The 19,285-nt window shown below is 31.5% G+C and carries 13 protein-coding genes; 3 read left to right on the top strand and 10 right to left on the bottom strand.

Annotated elements, in window-relative coordinates; translation table 11 throughout:
* Positions 1 to 56 precede the first annotated feature (56 nt).
* From DP68_RS05250 to DP68_RS05205, 10 genes are all read right to left on the bottom strand, one after another.
* Positions 57 to 1,364: an SLC13 family permease gene (locus tag DP68_RS05250; RefSeq protein WP_035307126.1), complete on the bottom strand. Its 1,308-nt coding sequence runs from the start codon at positions 1,362 to 1,364 to the stop codon at positions 57 to 59.
* A 22-nt stretch (positions 1,365 to 1,386) separates the two neighbouring features.
* Entirely contained in the window at positions 1,387 to 2,190 is an 804-nt protein-coding gene (locus DP68_RS05245; RefSeq protein ID WP_291547420.1) for a diaminopimelate epimerase, read from the bottom strand.
* 543 nt (positions 2,191 to 2,733) lie between these two features.
* Complete coding sequence (locus tag DP68_RS05240; RefSeq protein WP_035307120.1) at positions 2,734 to 4,050, bottom strand: YjiH family protein; 1,317 nt, start codon at positions 4,048 to 4,050, stop codon at positions 2,734 to 2,736.
* Positions 4,051 to 4,183: 133 nt separating this feature from the next.
* On the bottom strand, positions 4,184 to 7,246 hold the full coding sequence (locus DP68_RS05235; RefSeq protein ID WP_035307117.1) for an AAA family ATPase: 3,063 nt from the start codon (positions 7,244 to 7,246) through the stop codon (positions 4,184 to 4,186).
* 98 nt (positions 7,247 to 7,344) lie between these two features.
* Positions 7,345 to 7,944, bottom strand: a complete 600-nt coding sequence (locus tag DP68_RS05230) for a trimeric intracellular cation channel family protein (RefSeq protein ID WP_291547461.1) — start codon at positions 7,942 to 7,944, stop codon at positions 7,345 to 7,347.
* Positions 7,945 to 8,123: 179 nt separating this feature from the next.
* Complete coding sequence (gene hutI / locus DP68_RS05225; RefSeq protein ID WP_035307113.1) at positions 8,124 to 9,380, bottom strand: imidazolonepropionase; 1,257 nt, start codon at positions 9,378 to 9,380, stop codon at positions 8,124 to 8,126.
* An 8-nt stretch (positions 9,381 to 9,388) separates the two neighbouring features.
* Entirely contained in the window at positions 9,389 to 10,294 is a 906-nt protein-coding gene (ftcD, locus tag DP68_RS05220; protein WP_035307104.1) for a glutamate formimidoyltransferase, read from the bottom strand.
* Positions 10,295 to 10,519: 225 nt separating this feature from the next.
* Complete coding sequence (locus tag DP68_RS05215; protein ID WP_035307101.1) at positions 10,520 to 12,547, bottom strand: urocanate hydratase; 2,028 nt, start codon at positions 12,545 to 12,547, stop codon at positions 10,520 to 10,522.
* A 188-nt stretch (positions 12,548 to 12,735) separates the two neighbouring features.
* Positions 12,736 to 14,082 (bottom strand): sigma-54 dependent transcriptional regulator, encoded by a 1,347-nt coding sequence (locus DP68_RS05210; protein WP_035307098.1) that lies wholly within the window; start codon positions 14,080 to 14,082, stop codon positions 12,736 to 12,738.
* Positions 14,075 to 15,697 (bottom strand): transporter substrate-binding domain-containing protein, encoded by a 1,623-nt coding sequence (locus DP68_RS05205; protein WP_035307096.1) that lies wholly within the window; start codon positions 15,695 to 15,697, stop codon positions 14,075 to 14,077. The genes DP68_RS05210 and DP68_RS05205 overlap by 8 nt, the downstream gene beginning before the upstream one ends.
* A gap of 168 nt (positions 15,698 to 15,865) precedes the next feature.
* Here DP68_RS05205 and DP68_RS05200 point away from each other — a divergent pair, with 168 nt between their 5' ends.
* From DP68_RS05200 to DP68_RS05190, 3 genes are all read left to right on the top strand, one after another.
* Positions 15,866 to 16,897, top strand: coding sequence for an ABC transporter substrate-binding protein (locus DP68_RS05200; protein ID WP_035307093.1), 1,032 nt, complete (start codon positions 15,866 to 15,868; stop codon positions 16,895 to 16,897).
* 297 nt (positions 16,898 to 17,194) lie between these two features.
* The gene (gene gltS / locus DP68_RS05195) at positions 17,195 to 18,388 is read left to right on the top strand and encodes a sodium/glutamate symporter (RefSeq protein WP_035307090.1); all 1,194 of its coding nucleotides are present in this window, start codon (positions 17,195 to 17,197) and stop codon (positions 18,386 to 18,388) included.
* 675 nt (positions 18,389 to 19,063) lie between these two features.
* Positions 19,064 to 19,285: sodium/glutamate symporter (locus DP68_RS05190; RefSeq protein WP_035307087.1), on the top strand; the 222-nt coding region annotated here is incomplete at its 3' end.

The following is a 19,285-nucleotide window of genomic DNA, read 5'->3' as shown; positions in this document are numbered from 1 at the left end:
TTGTAATTATGGAAGAAATTCAGCTAAAGCTGAATTTCAACCTAATTTATTATTTATTATAGGAACATTGCTCCAACCATTCCTGCTAAGAAGAGTGGTATATCATAGAATATAAATGTTGGTACGCAAGTATCCCAAATATGATCATGCTGTCCATCTACCGATAATCCTGATGTTGGTCCAAGTGTACTATCTGATGCTGGTGAACCTGCATCTCCAAGTGCTGCTGCTATACCAAGTAAAAGTATAATTAAAGCTGGACTCATTCCAAGTTTTAGTCCAAGTGGGCAGTATATAGCTGCTATGATTGGTACTGTACCAAAGGATGTACCTATACCCATAGTTACAACTAATCCAACGAAAAGCATTAAGAATGCTCCACCCATTTTGCCTCCTACCATACCTGCTGTAACATTAACTAGTGCTTCTACAGCTCCTGTTTCTCTTAATACGTTACCATATCCTGCTGCTACAAGCATTACGAAAGCTATGAATCCCATAAGTTTCATTCCGCCATCCATAAGTTCATCTACATCTTTCCATACTATGGATTTTGTTATTACCATAATTGTTAAACCTGCTAATGCTCCTAGTGGAAGAGAACCTGTCTTAAGCTGAACTACAAATGCAGCTACTGCTCCAAGTAATGCAAGCCAATGTTTAGTTGTCATTTTTTCATCCACTGCTGCTGCTGCTTCATCAGCTTCATTCATCATCATTTCTCTATATTCTCTTGGTTTTCTATAAAATATGAATACTGCAAGGAATAAGCCTACAACCATACTTGCCCCAGCTATCCACATTACTCCTGCAACATCGCTAGTTGCTACATTAACTCCATTTTGAATCATTTGATCTCTTATAATGTTGTGGAATATAAGTCCAAATCCTACTGGAAGTGTTACATAAGGCGCTTTAAGTCCAAAGGTCAATGCACAAGCTACTGCTCTTCTGTCTATTTTCATCTTATTCATTATAGGAATTAGTGGTGGTATCAAAATTGGAATAAATGCAATGTGTACTGGAATAAGATTTTGTGAAAAACAAGCCACAAATGCAATAAGCAATGTAAATACTATAGCTTTTCCTTTAACTACCTTTGCAATTTTCTTTGCAAGTATTGTAGCAAGACCTGTTTTATTGATTGCAACAGCCAAAGCTCCAAGTAATACGTAGCTTAATGCTGTTTCTGAGTTTCCTCCCATGCCACCTATAAGTGTTGACATGGTCTCTGAAATTGGCATTCCCGCAGCGACTCCTGCAACAACTGCAGCTATAAGTATCGCTAACATAACATTAAGCTTTATTAGACACAATGCCGACATTATAATAACGGATAATATAACTGGGTTTAATAATAGCATAATAATTCCCCCTTTTTAATTTTTATATGTGTAAAGTTCCCTCTGCTACGATGGTAACTTTTCCATCCAACTTTATACTTTTTATTTTTCCATCACACCAGCTTGCTTCAACCAAAAGTTTTCCTCCAGGCTCATTTACTTCTATACTTAAATTTTCTTTTTTATCATAAGACAATGCATAAGCTAAGGCTGTGGTACCTGAAACACAACTTCTTTCCCAAAATAAGCTTTCAGTTTCTCGTACATATACTAGTGGTTCTAAAAAGTTTTTATGAGCTTCATAAAACATTAGTCCAAAAGCATCTAACTCATCTAAGTTAAGCTCTGATTTGAACTTTATGAAGAAGTCTTGCTTATCTTTTATTCCATCGCATGCTATTATAAAGTGAGTTATACCAGGAAGCTCTACCTTCACTATATTTAATGAACCGTTTTCATAATTAAATTTAAATTCATCTGTACTTACTGGTAGAGGCATATTGATTTTGGAATAAAATTCATTAGATTTTTGGGTAGGTAATACTTCGCATGAAACCATCTCTTTTGCTCCTGATACCTCTAATTCTACCAAGTATTTATCTTCAATCTTATTTAAACCTGGATAAGAGCTATATACCATATAGGCTGCCAAAGATCTTGCGGCATTTCCGCAAAACTCCCCACCCATCATTTGAAGTCTTAGAGTTTCCTTTTTCTTACCTTCTTCTGAAACTGGGGTTTCAATAAATCCAACTTGTTCTGCGTATATATTTCCATACTGCATTATTTCTTTTGCTACATCCTTATGTATTCTTCTAGGCAAGTTGTCTTTTATAAACACGGTCATATTTTCTACTGGGCTTATTTTTATAAAACTTAACTCTATGCTTGTCCCCTCCCCTCAAATCTTCACCTCATGTTCTACAAGCTTATTATATCATAAACTTCGTCAAATAATAGTCTATTGTGAATTTTTAAAAAAATAAAAATATTATTATGACTTTATACTTTCATTGTCATTAATTATACATTATATGCTATAATTTGGGAATAGTTTACTTATATTTTCATTGTCTAGCTATATGTTCTTGTTATAAACGGCTATTTTAGGTGATTTTATCGTCTATAAAACGTCAAATGCCTTTATTAGTTTTCCAATTTATTAAGCTAAATTCCATCAATTGTAGTTTAAAAAAGAAATAAAATATTTCAAATTTTCAAGACAATGAAATAATTCAACAATTTATTAAACTATTAACTTGCTATCAATGCACTTTTTTAATTCACTATTGCTTTAATTGTTTACCATATTAAATTAACAAATAAGTGCCACCCACATGGCAAGTGGCAAGTGTGTTAACTTGCCACTTGCCACATGAGTGGCACTTATTCACAGTATAAAAAATGCAATTGGTGCAGTTAATATTAGGGTAAATATAGTTCTTTCAATCCAAATTATTATTATATCTGTTAAGCTAATTGGAATATCAGTAGATAAAATACATGGTATTGAAGCTGAAAAGAATAATATAGAGGAAACTGATACTACAGCTATTATAAACTTAGTTACAAGTGGAGCCTGAACTACTAGCATTGCAGGCAAAAACATCTCAGCTATTTCAACTGAAGAAGCCTTGGCTGCTAAAAGTGGTTCTGGAATCTTTAAAGCTAAAGTAAATGGATAAAAAATATAACCTAATACATCAAACACAGGAGTATATTTTGCAAGTACCAATCCTAGAAAGCCTACAGATAATATTGAAGGTAGTATTCCCATTGCCATTATAAAACCATCTCTTAAATTGATCTTTATATTTTTCCCAAGTGATACCGAAGCTGATGCTGACTTCATAGCTTCATTCCAAGCATATTTAATCCTATTACCCTGTGCAATGGGTTCAGGGTCTCCTACTCCAGTATAATAAGTGCCTGGTTTTTTACTTAGTGGATATATTCTTGCAGTTATTGCAGTTACTATAAATGTAACAATTAAAGTAACCCAAAAATACGTATTCCATAGATTCATTATATTTAATGTTTTACATATTATTATCATAAAAGTAGCTGAAACTGTGGAGAATCCAGTAGCAATTATAGCTGCTTCCTTTGCCGTATACTTTCCTTCTTTATAAACTCTATTTGTAATTAAAAGCGCTATAGAATAACTTCCTACGAAGGATGCAACTGCGTCTATAGCAGATCTTCCTGGAGTTTTCCAAACAGGTCTCATAATAGGCTGTACCAATGCGCCTGTAAATTCCATAAGCCCATATCCTACTAAAAATGCAAGAAATGCTGAACCTATAGGAACTATTACACCTACCGGAATAACTAACTTATTAAATAAGAATGGTGCCATATCAGCTTCAAACATCCAAGCTGGTCCAATCTTAAAGAATATCATAATTCCAACTACAATTCCCATAAGTTTAAGAATAGAAAATACTAAAGTTACTTTATCTTTATTCCAAGTTTTTTTAATAAAAGGATATAATCCTCCAAGAATTATAACTATAAGTGCATAAATATTGACAAGCCCCGGAGATGCTGCTTTAAGATAGTTTACCATGTGATCAATTGGAATAGTAGAATTGCCTTTGATCTTTATAGGAACAAAGAACATAAATATTCCTATAAGACTGTATACCAGAAAGCGGAATGCATTAGTAGTATTAGTAGGTGTATTTGTGCCTTTAACTGTTTGCATACAATTCCTCCTATAAAATATTAAACTTTATACTATAATATATTTTATAGATTACAAATATATTACTAGTGCCACCCACATGGCAAGTGGCAAGTGCTGTTCACTTGCCACTTGCCACGTGGGTGGCACTAGTTTAGTTTCCTCTTTTTATAACTTCTATAACTTCAATACTATATTTATCTCCTGCTTCTTTTAAATATTTAATTGCCTCATCGCAATAATAAGATACCTCTTTATCTAAATACTTGCTAAAAACTTTATTTAAAGTTTCATTTAAACTCATATGAGCCTTAATTTCAGCCTTTACCCTATATACTATTCCAAACTCTTGAGGATTTTTAAGCCTCCCTGAATACATATCCGCATTTTTTAAATACTCTAGAGCTTCTGTATAGTTTCCTTCCTTTACATTTAATAGAGATAAAAAAGCTTCTACCATAGATCTTTTCCATATAGAATCCAATTGCCCAAAAATATTATATGCCTTTTCAAAATGTTCTTTTGCCCTGTCATAATCCCCCATGTCAAAGGCTGAAAGTCCTGCATTTATATTAAAAATAGACAAACTCACAAGAGCATTTTTATTTTCACATATAGATAATGCTTTATCAAAATAAGAAAGAGCCTCCGAAAACTTCATATTATATCGCCTGATTTCTCCAATATAATTATATGCTGCTGCAATATTTAAAGCATATTTATCTGCAACTTGCTTTGTTACATTAAATATATTTATAGACTCATTTAGAAGTTTCTCTGCTTCATCATATTTCCCGCACATTATATTATAAAGGCCTTTTAACCTTAAAAGTATTCCTATTTCCTTATGATAATTGCATTCCACTGCTAGGTTCAAAGCTAAATCTATATAATTTACCATAGTTTCTGTATCATTGGTTTGTATGCAATAGTATATCATTTGCTTATAACCTTCTAATGCATAGTCATTATCCTTTAATTCTACAGATTTTTCTATCATTTCTTTTATAAATACAGTGCCTTCATCATAATTTCCTTCTCTTATAAGATACCTTCCTCTAATATGAAGATATGAAATTTCAATTTTCTTTAATTCATCCCCAGAGGTTTCTCTTTTCTTTACTTCCTTTAAAGACTTCTCTAAATCCTTAAGATGTTTTTCTGTTTGCTGTTTACTAAGATAGGCGTACTTATAAGCATTACTTTCTTGATTAAATAATATAGGAAAGAGTTCATGACTAAAATTCAAGTAATAACTCAAGCTCTTTATTCTATACCTTAAAGCCTCCAGTTCATTATCTCCGCTACTAAAATGATATATAAGTTTATGATAAGTGTTTATATCACTCTTATCATTTTTAAGCTGTTTTTCTAATATACTAGCTATCTTACTATGCAAAATTCTCTTTCTACCCTCTGATTGCTTTAGATAAACAAATTCCCTAAGTTTTTGGTGAGTAAACTTAAAACTTGTCCCATTCTCTGTAATTACTTCCTTTAAGATAAACCTATTTGTAAGCTCCTCTATTATATCAATTATTTCTAGCTCATCCTTTTGAGTTACATTTTTTATTATTTCTAAAGGTGCTTCATCAAAGAAAAGAGATGCTATATTTAATATCTTTTTTCCTTCTTCAGAAATATACAAAAATCTACTTTGTAATACATCCTGCATTTTAACAGACATTATATTGGTATCACCTTTAGACTTTAATATATTTAAGTATTCAGTTATAAAAAAAGCATTCCCTTCCGTTTCATCATATACCTTTTTAAATACTTCCTTTGAAAAGTTTTTTTGAGGTAATGCCTTGCTCACAAAACTTTCTACTTCCTTTAAATTAAATCTCTCCAGATTTACACAATGTATTTTTTCGTATCTTTTCATTGTGGTTATGAAGTTATCTATATTTTCATCATATTCATTTCTACAAGTCCCTATAAACATTATATCGTTTTTATTTGCGTGAAGTATTATACTACTCAGAATAAGCAAACTCAAATTATCCATCCATTGTATGTCATCAAAAATCATTATTATTTTTTTCTTTACTGTTATTTTTTTTAAAATGTCTAATAATGCTTCTGCTATCATTTCGCATTTTAAGCTATCTAAGTTCTCAAGTAATTTTATATTTGATGCAGCCTTTTTTTCCCCAAACTCAGGAAAAACATTTGCTATAATATCCTCCCACATGGTAGGGATACTAATATTATTAGTTTTTAAAACACTTGATACTTGATAAATTATACTGTTCCATGGCTTTAATATATATTCTTTTTCTAGTTGATAACAGTTGGTTTCAAATAAAAATACTTCTTTTGTATCTACTCCTTCTAAAAATCTTTCTTTTAGTCGAGATTTACCTATTCCCGCTTCTCCTTTTATTATAATTGAGCGTGCATTAGATGTTCCTTTAATAAAGTTATTATAATTATTTTCGAGTATTCTAAGCTCATTACATCTTCCATAAAAAAAATTCTTTGCTGCTTTAATACTCTCTTTATCTGTAGAATTCATTTTATCCAGTATTGAATCAAATATAGCTGTGGTTTCTTCATCAGGCGTAATTCCAAGTTCCTTATCCAAGATTTCTGTAAGCTTATTATAAAGTTCTAGCGCCTTACTATAGCTACTATTTTCTTTATAATAATTCATAAGAGCTCTATATGCCTTTTCATCAAATTCATCTATTCTTATCAGAATCTTCGAATACTTTTCTATTAAATTATTTTTTAAATCTCCATTTGTAATTTTAGAAGCTATTTCTTCATATAAAGACGATATATATATACTCTTATAATGCTCTCTGGTTTTATCTAGCCAGCTTTCAAATTCTTCTGCATTTTTTACAAAAAAACCTTGTAAAAGCTCTCCTTCATACTCCTTAATATCTTTCTTATCACTTAGAAACTCATCCACATCTGTTTTTATTTCAATCTCTGGATTTAATAAAATCATAGACTTTTTAGGGGAAATTATAACTTCTTCATCAAATGCTTTCTTTATCTTATATATAGCATTTCTTAAATTTTTCTTTGCTATATCCTCATCTTCTTCCGCCCAAAGCATTCCAGCTAACTCTTCACGGCTAGCCTGTTTATTTATAAGCAAATAATAAAAAAGAGCTTTTACCTTTCCATAAGGAAACAATACTTCCTGCCCATCCTTTGTAACTTTTGGTGTACCAAATAATTTCCCATATATCTTATTCATTTTTACCCCCCAATCATCTTTCTAACGCTTAGGTATTGAAGCGATTTTAATCTCCAACCTCTCATTATTAAATTAAAGTTTTTAATACAACTTAATTTTTATTCCTTAACCTTAGCCACTGGTAAATGTAATCCTTTTTTTATTGAAATCATTCTAACTAGAAATGTTGCAAAAAAACATATGTATGAAGCTCTATCTATCCCCAAGCTTTTATATGTAGATATGAAACTTACGCCTCCTAGTATGGATGCTACTGCATATATTTCCTTTTTAAATACAAATGGAATTTCTTTAGCAAACACATCGCGAAGCACTCCTCCCCCAACTCCCGTAAAAAGTCCTAAAGATACTATCATAAAATTTGTAGGAAGTGTATGTAACGCTACGTTCCCTCCTATAGCAGTAAACGCTCCAAGTCCTATAGCATCAGAAATTTGCACAAGGTGAGAAAGTTTATTTAACTTATTATAAAAAATAAAAACTATTATTGCAGTAGCTATGCTTATAAAACAATTAGTTGGATTTACAAAAGATGTAGGCGGCAGTATTCCTACTACTATATCTCTAAAAATTCCCCCTCCTATAGCTGTAGTTATGGCAAGTATGATAGCGCCAAATATGTCCATTTCCTTTCGTATTCCAATTATAGCTCCTGAAAAGGCAAAAGCTACAGTTCCTATAAACTCAAAAACACTCATAAGGTTCAAGTTTTTTCTCCCCCATTCTTTGACTTCGTTTACATATTATATTGTAACAAAATTCAGAAGAAAATTAAACATTAAGAGATTACCCATTATTAGTATATATTATAAAAGGAAGTTTGCCTTCAACAAACTTCCTTTTATTTCCCTAACCATTAGTTAATAGCTAATTCCGCCTACTGATTAGCCATTACCACAACACCATCTTTAATGGTTTTTTCTACTATATTTACTCCAGTATGATATGGCAAGAATTTATAAGAAGGATACTTCAATATCACTAAATCTGCTTTTTTACCTTCTTCAATACTTCCTATGACGTCTGCTCTTCCTATAGCTGCAGCACCATTTAAAGTCATTGCTGTTATTGCTTCCTCAATACTCATATTCATATATATTGTAGCTAGTGCAAACATAAGTGGTATAGAATTTGTAAATCCACTGCCTGGATTAAAATCTGTAGCAAGTGCCACAGCACATCCCTTATCTATCATAAATCTTCCCCTGGCATATGGCTCCTTTAAGCAGAATGCTGTAGTTGGAAGAAGCGTACTTACAACCCCCGCCCTTGCCATGTCCTCTATGCCCTTATCCGATGCATGTAAAAGATGATCTGCTGACACTGCATTAAGTTCTGCAGCAAGCTCTGATCCTCCAAGTTGTACTATTTCATCTGCATGAAGTTTTAATTTCATGCCTAATTCCTTAGCTTTTAAAAGTATTTCTCTGGATTCCTCCACCGAAAATACTCCTTTTTCACAAAACACATCACAAAAATCTGCTAAATTTTCCTTTGCAACTTTTGGCAGCACTTCTTCAACCATGAAATTAATATATTCTTGAGTTCTTCCTTTATATTCATCTGGTACTGCATGAGCACCTAAAAAGGTTTTGCATATATCTACAGGATGATCTTCATTTAATCTATCCATTACTTTAAGTTGTTTTAATTCTGTTTCTAAGTCTAATCCATATCCGCTTTTTCCTTCTACAGTAGTTACTCCAAAGGATAGCATTGAATTTAATCTTTCTTTTCCCAAATTATATAACTCTTCTTCAGAAGCATCTCTTGTTCCTCTTACGCTGTTAACTATACCTCCTCCTCTATTCATGATTTCCATGTAGCTTACCCCGCTAAGTCTCCATGAAAACTCCTCTGCTCTATATCCGCCAAATACAAAATGAGTATGAGAATCTACAAATCCAGGTAATACAGTTTTTCCTTCTGCATCTATAACCTGAAAATTTTCTTGATTATATACCTTTAATATTTCCTCTGTAGTTCCTACCTTTTCAATAATTCCATTTTTTATAACAACTGCTCCATTTTTTATTATATTTAAATTTCCCATTTCCTTACCAAAACTTGCCTTACTTCCTAAAGGTGTTACTATTTCTGCTGCATTTATTATTATTAAATTTCCTTTTAACATAAAATCACCTACTCCATTAATTTATATTCTATTACTTGTTCCATAGAAAAGTCCTCTAATTGCAAATAGTACACTGCGCTGTTTACTAAAGCTTCCATAGATACAAGTCCACTTATTTCCGTTCCTATAATATTTACCCCAAATTTCTCACTTTCTCTTTTAACCATTTCAAAAACTGTATAAAGTCCTGTTTTATTATAATCCGTTAAAACCACAGCAAGCACCACAGCCTCATCGTTGCTTGGTTTTACTGCCAATGCCCTACAACATTTAAACCCTCTTTCAGAGCCTCGAATGCTTTTACCTATTTTTTTTACAAGTGCATAATTCGATGTGTTGAATTTTATATTAAAGCACACCAAAGGCATTCTAGCCCCTACTATACTAATTCCTCCTGTAGGATGAGGCTTATCTGGTCCAAAATCTGGCTTCCATTCTGGTCTTTTAAGTTTGTTTTTTATCCCTTCATATCCCCCCATCCTTATATTACATAAATCTACTCTATTAGGACTTGAGGCAGATTTTTCATATAAAAATATTGGTATATTATAGTTTAAAGATGCTTCTTTTCCAAACTCTTTTGAAATAACTATAGCTTCTAACATGCTCATATTCTTTAATGGTATAAAAGGTACCACATCAACAGCTCCAACTCTTGGATGATCCCCAGTATGCTTTTCCATATCTATAAGTTCCAATGCTATCCCCATTGCATTCATCATTGCATTTTTAACATCCTTAGGATTTCCCATTATAACTGCTGATGATCTATTAAATTTTTTATTATAACTATAATCTAAAAGCTTTATACCTTCTATTCCTCTAAATTCATCAATAATTTTATCTATTTTCTTTATATCTGTGCCTTCACTAAAGTTAGGGGCACAAGTTACTATCTTATCCCCATTCCCCATAAATCCTCCACTTACAAGTTTTAATTGTCAACCTATATACATTATCTATTATATACAAAAACTAGGATAAAGACTTTAGGGGTTAGACACTAGGTACTAGGGTTTTTGAGATACTTTGTATAATCAAAATCTTCTCATTTCCTATCTCCTAGCACCTTAGCCTAATCCCTAATTTATATCCTCTACTCCTAGTTTACTGCAATCAGTATACTATTAAAAACCAAATTATTTATTAAATACTTTTCCTACTGCTTCTTTCACCATGTTTTCATCTGCGATATATGGTATTGTTATGTGATCAGTTCCTTTATTCATCTTATTGTATTCAACAACAGTTTCTACAGAATGCTCATTTCTAGCCCATGAACGTCTAGCAACTCCGCCCATAACATCCCATGCCATAGCTGATTTTATTATTTCATCTACTCTGTGGCTTCCGTCAAGAACTAATCCAAATCCACCGTTTACAGATTTACCAATTCCAACTCCTCCACCATTATGAAGAGCTATTAAACTCATTCCTCTTGCAGCATTACCAGCATAGCACTGTACAGCCATATCAGCCATTACGTTACTTCCATCTTTAATATTTGAAGTTTCTCTAAATGGTGAATCTGTACCTGAAACGTCATGATGGTCTCTTCCAAGCATTATAGGACCAACTTCACCTTTTCTAACCATATCATTAAACTTAAGGGCAATATTTACTCTTCCCATAGCATCTTGATATAATATTCTAGCTTCAGTTCCTACAACCAATGCATTCTTTTCAGCATCCTTTATCCAGTTATAGTTATCTCTATCTTGATATCTTCTTTCTGGATCTATGCATTCCATAGCTGCATGATCTGTTTTTCTTAAATCTTCATGTTTTCCGCTTAGGCATACCCATCTAAATGGTCCATATCCATAGTCAAATAAATGTGGTCCCATGATATCTTCAACATAGGATGGCCAAATAAATCCATCTTTTTCATCTATTCCATTTTTAGAAATTTCTTTAACTCCAGCATCATATATAGCCTTCATAAAAGAGTTACCATAGTCAAAGAAATATACTCCTCTTTCAGTTAAAGTTTTAATAACTTCAAAATGCTGTTTTAAAGTCTTGTCTACTAATTCTCTGAACTTAGCTGGGTCTTCTGCTAAAAGTCTTGTTCTTTCTTCGAATGTAATACCTGCTGGGCAATATCCACCTTCATAAACATTGTGACAAGATGTTTGGTCTGAAAGTAAATCTATGTGAATATTATGGTCTACTGCATATTGAAGTAAATCTACTATATTACCATGATAAGCTATAGACATAGCTTCTTTTTTTGCTTTAGATTCTTCAGCCATTGCCCAAACTTCTTCTAAGTTTGATGACCATTTTTTAATCCAGCCCTGTTCAAGTCTTGTATCTACTCTTGATTTATCAACTTCGGCAACTATAGCAACACCATTTGCTATTTCTCCTGCTTTACCTTGAGCACCACTCATTCCACCAAGTCCTGAAGTTACAAATATTCTTCCTCTTAAATCTCCATCATTTGGAATTCCAAGTTTTGTTCTTCCTGCATTTAATATAGTGTTAAATGTTCCATGAACAATACCCTGTGGTCCTATATACATCCATCCACCTGCTGTCATTTGTCCATAGTTTGCAACTCCCATTTCTTCAGCGATTTCCCAATCCTTTAAGTTGTCAAACATACCTATCATAAGTGCATTTGTAATTATTACTCTTGGTGCATCTGGCTTAGATTTAAATAATCCTAGAGGATGTCCTGATTCTAGAACTAAAGTTTGATCTTGTGTCATCACTTCTAAGTATTTTTTAATTAATCTGTACTGCATCCAGTTTTGACATACGCTACCTGTTTCTCCGTATGTAACTAATTCATAAGGATAAAGTGCAATATCAAAATCTAAATTGTTGTCTATCATCACCTGAAAAGCTTTACCTTCTATACAATTTCCTTTATATTCATCAATTGGTTTTCCGTAAAGTCTTCCTTCTGGACGGAATCTATATCCATAAATTCTTCCTTTTGTAGTAAGCTCTTCTAAAAATTCTGGAATCAACTCTGCATGATACTTTTCTGGTATATAACGAAGTGCATTTTTAAGTGCTACCTCTGTTTGTGCCTGTGTAAGGTGAAAACCTCTATTTGGAGCTCTTCTTATTCCTTGAACAAACTTAGGCATTTCTGGTAAATAATCATCAAGTTTAATTTCCATAGCTTCTGAAATATCAAAATTTCCTATCATTTTTAAATCCCCCTATATGTTAAATATTTATATTGCGTATTTATATTACACTCTTATTATATATCAGCTTCGTCGTTAAAACGTCTATGTATTTTATAAATTCAGAAATTTCTAACTTGAAATTCGACTTTTTTGACGGTTCCGTTTGTAGACGGTAAAAACGTAGAATATTTTTTAGTAACTAGCGCTTATAATAACTCGTATTCCTTAATCTTATACCTTAAGTTTCTTTCGCTGATCCCCAAGGCTTCAGCAGTATTTTTTCTGTTTTGTTTAAATTTTTTTAAGTTATATTCTATAACCTTTTTTTCTATAGTCTTCATATCCTCCCCTACATAAATTGGTATGAGATGATCTTTTAATAGGAGTATATTTTCTCTTTCAAAAATTTCAGGAGGTAAATCTTCTTTATCTATATACTCGTTTCTTGTTAGCACCACAGCTCTTTCTAGAATATTTTGAAGCTCACGTACATTCCCATTAAATTTATACCCTTCTAAAGCTTGTAGTGCTCCTGCTGTTATTCCTTTAATTCTCTTTTCAAACTGATTACTATATTTTTTTATAAAATATTCTATGATTTCAGGTATATCTTCCATTCTTTCTCTTAACGGAGGAATTTGTATATTTATTACATTTAGTCTATAAAACAAATCTTGTCTAAAGTTACCCCTTTTAACCTCTTCCTTTAAGTTCTTATTTGTAGCAGATATAAATCTAACGTCTACTTTTATAATTTTATTAGAACCAACAGGTCTTATTTCTTTATCTTGAATTACTCTTAAAAGCTTAGTTTGCAAATTTATATCCATATCGCCTATTTCATCTAGAAATAATGTCCCTTCACTTGAAAGTTCTATTATTCCTTTTCTATCTTCTGCAGCACCTGTGAAAGCACCCTTTTTATACCCAAAGAGCTCACTTTCTAAAAGATTATCTGGTATTGCCGAGCAGTTTATTACATTGAAAGGTTTGTCCTTTCTTTTTCCATTAAAATGAACTGCCCTTGCAACAAGTTCTTTTCCAGTGCCACTTTCTCCTGTTATGAATACATTTATATTTACGTCTTTAACTCTATCTATTAGATTGAAAACCTCCTTCATTTTAGAAGAGCTTCCTATTATGTTATAATTTTTATCTATCTTATCACTTAAGTACTTTATTTTACTATTTAATCCTATGTATTCCTCAGCCTTTTTCATAAGAAGATCAAGCTCTTCCATATTAATAGGTTTTGTAATATAATAAAACGCTCCATTTTTTATAGCTTCTACAGAGGATTCTATAGTTCCAAATGCAGTCATCATAATGACCATTATTTCTTTATTTGCACATTTTATTTTCTTCAACACCTCTATTCCATTTTCATCCCCTAGTCTTAAATCTAAAAGTATAATATTTATGTCAACTTCATTTATGATAGTCAACGTAGTTTTTTCATCTTTTGCTGTAAAAACCTCATAATTATCTTCTAATGCAAAACTTAATGCTGTACATATAGAACTTTCATCATCAATAACCAGTACTTTAAACATTTTTATCATCTCCTAAGCTTTTAAATTCTAATATAAATGAAGTTCCTTCATCTTTTGAACTTGATACATGTATTTTCCCGTTATTTTCCTCCATAAGCTGATAGCATACAAAAAGCCCTAATCCTGTTCCTGATGCCTTTGTAGTATAAAATGGATCATATATTTTATTTAACTCTTCTTTATCCATACCACAACCATTATCTTCTATCATCAAATAAGTCTTCCCCAAGCTTTCCATAGAACTTATATTTATTGATTTTTCTTCTTTATTAATTGCCTCTATTCCATTTAATATTAAGTTTATAATTATTTGCTTAAGATGGTTCTTATCTGCGTACACAAATACATCTTTAGGTATATCTATATTTATTTTCACACTTTCTTTTTGTATCTTATTACCTATCAGCGCTAGTATCTTTTCTATGATTTCATATATATTTACATTTTCTTTAAAAGCCTTTTTAGGTTTAGAATACTCTAAAAGCTCATTTATTAAACTATTAAGTCGTTCTATTTCATAAGGTATATCTTTACTTATCATTTCTCTAAATTTTGGATTGTCATATTTTTTAGGGAGCAATTCTGCATAAGTTTTAATAGAAGTTAAAGGATTTCTTATTTCATGAGCAATACCTGCCATTAAGATCCCGAGAGATTCCATTCTATCTTTTTTTCTTAAGGATTCATTAGCCATTTCTAAACTTTTAGTTTTCTTTTCTACTTCTTCTTTAAGCTTGTCGTTCCACATATAAAGGAAAAAAAGTATTACAAAAAAAATGCACATAGCTATTAATGAATATTTCAGCGTATTCCTTACATACCAATTGGCGTATTTAAAGGATTGTCCAAACCATTTTCTATAAATCATATCGTAAGTGCCATTTTCTTTTATTTCTTTTATACCCTTATTTAAAAGTTCTAAAGTTGCTTTATCCCCTTTTTTTACCGCAATACTATATGATGTAGGGTTTAAAGGGGCATCTACAATTTTTATTTTATTATTAATACTTAATTTATTTGCATAGTACACTCCTGTTAAGGTATTGCCTATAAACGCATCTACTTCTTTATTTAGAAGCTTTTTAAAAGCATCTTCTTGGTCCTTTGTAAATATTATATTTACCCTTTCCATACTCCGTAAATTATTAATTGCAACATCTCCCTTTTGTATAGCTACTGTACTTCGAGTCAAATCTTCATATTTATTCAAGTAATTATTATCAGCTAAAACAAAAATACTTTGAGAATTGGTAAGTATCTCTTCAGAAAAATCATATAGTTTATCCCTTTCGCTTGTTCGTTTCATACCTTCTATTATATCTACTTCGCCCCTCTTAAGCTTTTCACAAGCATCTTCCCATTTCATAGGATTAAACTTAATTTCTATTCCGCTTCGTAGTGCTACAGCTCTTATTAAATCCACATTAAACCCTACATATATATGATTTTCATCTAGGTACTCAAATGGTGGAAAATTTATATCACCTGCAACTTCTATCACAACATTTTGTGGCTGTTTTATATCGGTTTTATTTTTATAGATATAAAATATTGTCAAACCTACTATTAATACAGTTAATACAAATACTATTGTTTTTTTATTACTTCTGTACAAAGTCATCTCCCTCCCCTTTATAAATAAGCACTTAGTATTAATTATAGATGAATTTATAAATTTTTAAGTTTCCAAATTATTGCTTATTATTTGTTATTTTCTATATTATCACACTTAACCATATCTTACATATTATAAGAATATAAAAAAGTTTAATCGGAGGTTTTTATGAAACATAAAAAACTTAAACTCATTTCCTATGTAATTATGATTGTAACCTTGCTAGCAACTCTAGTATCCTGCAGTGGAAAAACTAAACCAGAAGAAAAGAAAATAGTAAAAGTAAATGTTAATGAAGTTGTACGTTCAGTATTCTATGCTCCTTTCTACGCAGCCGTAAATAATGGTTTCTTTAAAGAAGAAGGCATAGAAATCAATCTTACAACAGGCCAAGGTGCAGATAAAACTATGCAGCAGGTATTGAGCGGAAGTGCTGATATAGGTTTTTGCGGCCCTGAGCAGGTTATCTACATTTACAATCAGAACAGAGAAGACTTTCCAGTTATATTTGCTAACTTAACTCGTAAGGATGGTTCCTTCCTTGTAGGTAGAACTAAAGAAGAAAACTTTAAGTGGGAATCCTTAAAAGGCAAAACTATCATTGGCGGAAGACCTGGTGGAGTTCCTGAAATGGCATTAGAATATGCCCTTAAGGAGCATGGGTTAGATCCAGCTAAAGATGTTAAACTTATTACTAATTTAGCCTTCACTGCTACTTCCGGAGCTTTTAAAGCCGGCACTGGAGATTATGTTGCTTTATTTGAACCAACAGCTACAATGCTTGAAAAAGACAACTCAGGTAAAATAGTAGCTTCCATAGGAGAATCTGTTGGTGATATGGGTTATACTGCGTTTTTTGCAACTAAATCATTCATACAAAAGAATGAAGCTCTTATAGAAAGTTTCACAAGGGCTTTGTACAAAGGACAATTATGGGTTAAAAATAATAGTGACGAAAAGGTAGCTGACACTATAATTTCCTTCTTCCCCGGAACAGATAAAGATGTAATAATATCTGTTGTAAAAAATTATAAAGGCATAAATGCTTTTGCAGAAGATCCTATATTAAAGGAAGAATCAATGACTAAATTAATGGATGTAATACAATCCTATAAAGCAGATTTAATCCCTAAAAGACCAGCATTTACGGATATTGTTAACAACAATATAGGAAAAAAAGTCATAACTGAAATCAAGTAAAAAATCGTATGATAAAAACCGCCTTATTTTTCAAAAAGGCGGTTTTTATCATTGCTATTTTTTGTCATTTTTAAATTATTATAAACAATCATTTAGAACTTAATTTATAATTATAAATATTTAGCTCTTATTATACATTTTTTAAACACATTTGAAATTTAAGAAAATAATCACTTCATTTGTCAGATTTATGAATTTGACTTTATTTTGGCAAGGTATATAATGTACATATAGGAAATATTAAGATTAAATTGATATTTCCTGGAATTATATTTATCTAAATAAGGGGGAATTTTTATGGAAATTAAATTGGACATGATGCAAACGACTGCATTAGCCGTAGTAATTTACTACTTCGGCGGTTGGGTAAAATCAAAATGGAAATTACTCTACAAATTTTGTATTCCAGACCCTGTTGTTGGCGGACTTATTTTCTCAATCGTAAACCTTTTCTTAAGACAAAGTGGTGCTTTAAAACTAACTTTAGACACTACATTACAAAGTCCATTTATGATGGTTTTCTTCACATCTATAGGATTTACAGCAAGCCTACAACTTGTTAAGAAAGGTGGACTACAAGTTGCTATATTCTGGCTAGTAGCATCCATTCTTTGTGTAATCCAGGATGGAATTGGTGTAGTCATTGCTAAAGCATTAGGTCAAAATCCTCTACTTGGACTTATATGCGGTTCTGTTACAATGACTGGTGGTCATGGTACCGGTGGTGCCTTCGGTCCAGTATTTGAACAAATGGGACTTGCAGGTGCTACAACCTTTGCTATGGCAGCTGCAACTTTCGGTCTTGTATCCGGTTCATTAATGGGAGGTCCTCTTGGAAGAAGATTAATAGAAACAAGGAATCTTAAATCTCATCCTGAATTATATGTTTCTCAAGAAGAAGTTAGCGCTGCAGCTGAAGAGGCTGTATCATATGAAGAGTTTTTCAGAAGCTTCGCCTTACTTTTAATAGCTCTTGGAATTGGTGCAGTACTTGGAAACCTATTCAAAAAAGCAGGAATTACCCTTCCAGCTTACGTTAGTGCAATGATTATAGCCGCTATTATACTAAATGTTGGCGAATCCACTGGAAAGTGGCATGTAAATCAAAAGTGTACTGAAATCATAGGATCAATAGGACTTAACATCTTCTTATCTATGGCATTAATTTCATTAAAACTTTGGGAACTTGCAGCAGTTGCAGGTCCAATGCTTATAATATTATTAGCTCAAGTTGTTGTTATGTGGTTATTTGCTTATTATGTAACATTTAATATAATGGGTAAAGACTTCGATTCAGCTGTAATGTCTGCTGGACACTGCGGATTTGGTATGGGAGCTACTCCAAACGCTATGGCTAACATGAGATCTGTTGTAGAAAGATTCGGAGCTGCACCAAGAGCATTCTTCGTATTACCTATAGTTGGTGCATTCCTAATAGACTTTACTAATGCAATAATAATAACTACCTTTGCTAATTTATTTGCTAAATAATCATATATATAATAGATATAACAAGTCCATTCCTTATGCCAGTATATTTATATACTGGCATTTTTTATATTTTTTTGAATTTCGACAATATAAACATTTCATATATTCTTTTTCGTGCAAATATTATCAGATTAAATTTTCAGTAATAATATGGAATTTGTTCAATTTCATTCTACTTAAATTTACAGTTTGTTTACATTGTTATTAGTTTTTAAAAAATATATAAATACATATACATATTTTTTATATATTTTTTAACTCTTCTTCAATGAGTTTGTTTATTTAAAAGTCTTAAGCTCCTTATAAAGACTATATCAGTATTACAAGACACTCATTCCCTAATAATAACAATCATAATCTTAATTAATACAATTATATTTATTTGACCTATTTCGTGCAATATAGCCAAATTTTATATGTTTTTTTGAAACTAGTATAATATAATTATTAATTTTTCAATAACTTTTTGTATTATTATAAATTCAATGTTATATTATTCATTCTTGACTGATAAATGAAATATTTTAAAATAAAAATTCATTTTTTTCATTTTTTCGATTGCTTTTTTTATTATTTTATGTATAATAATAATTGTACTGATGATTAACGTTTTCAGTACAAGCTATTAAACTTATTTTTATTATTTAACTTATATTAAAGGAAGGTGGACTTATTATGGAATTTAAATTAGACATGATGCAAACCACAGCTTTAGCAGTGGTAATGTACTACCTTGGAGAATGGATAAAAGGTAAATTCCCAGCTCTTCAAAAGTTTTGTATACCTGGACCTGTTGTAGGCGGTATTTTATTCGCACTTGTAAACACTTTACTAAGAGTAAACGGAATTCTTAAATTAAATTTGGATACAACTCTTCAAACACCATTTATGATGGTA

The organism is Clostridium sp. HMP27 (assembly GCF_000765165.1).
Classification (GTDB): Bacteria; Bacillota; Clostridia; order Clostridiales; family Clostridiaceae; genus Clostridium_AK.
Note: the sequence above shows the minus strand (reverse complement) of the source record. Positions and strands in the feature narration are given on the sequence as shown.